The 585-nt window shown below is 32.1% G+C and carries 1 protein-coding gene; it reads right to left on the bottom strand.

Annotated features, from left to right (window positions below):
- Positions 1-585 (bottom strand): type I restriction enzyme subunit R domain-containing protein (locus FGM02_RS17940; RefSeq protein WP_394344451.1); only part of this gene is annotated, 585 nt, incomplete at both ends.

Here is a 585-nt window from a genome sequence, read left to right as displayed (position 1 = left end):
CAATCGGATTAAATTATACAACTCCTTAGAATTATTTAACACCTTGGCTATTTGTCGTATTTCCGTACGATCGTTAATTTCTGTTATTTGCTGATTGAAAATCTCCGCATTGTCCGTATCAAACTTAAAAAGCACATCTTTTATTTCTTCAATTTCTTTTTGAATTTCTTCAGCAGATTTAAACAGATTCGAATAATGCTCCATTTCATCCCCTAACTCAGATTGCAACTCATTAAAATAATCCTGATTGGTTTTATCGAATTCTTTTTGGATATCTGCAAAATCAACTACAAATCCATAGGAATGATTTTTATAAGTTCTATTTACTCTGGTTAAGGTTTGTAATAAATTATGTGATTTTATTTTACGTCCTATATATAATTTCTTTAATCGTTTGGCATCAAAACCTGTTAACAGCATATTGTACACAAAAAGCAAATCTATGTTTCCTGCTTTGTAGTCAGAAACCCAATGGTTGCGTTCTTGCTTTGTACCAACATCGTGTAAAATTACCTGCGCTCTTTTTACTTTGCTGTTTTCTAATTTTTGTTTCCCATACGTTTCAGGATCCTCTGCAACTTGCCC

The organism is Flavicella sediminum, assembly GCF_006381105.1.
GTDB classification, from domain to species: domain Bacteria; phylum Bacteroidota; class Bacteroidia; order Flavobacteriales; family Flavobacteriaceae; genus Flavicella; species Flavicella sediminum.
This window is presented reverse-complemented; position numbering and strand designations above follow the sequence as displayed.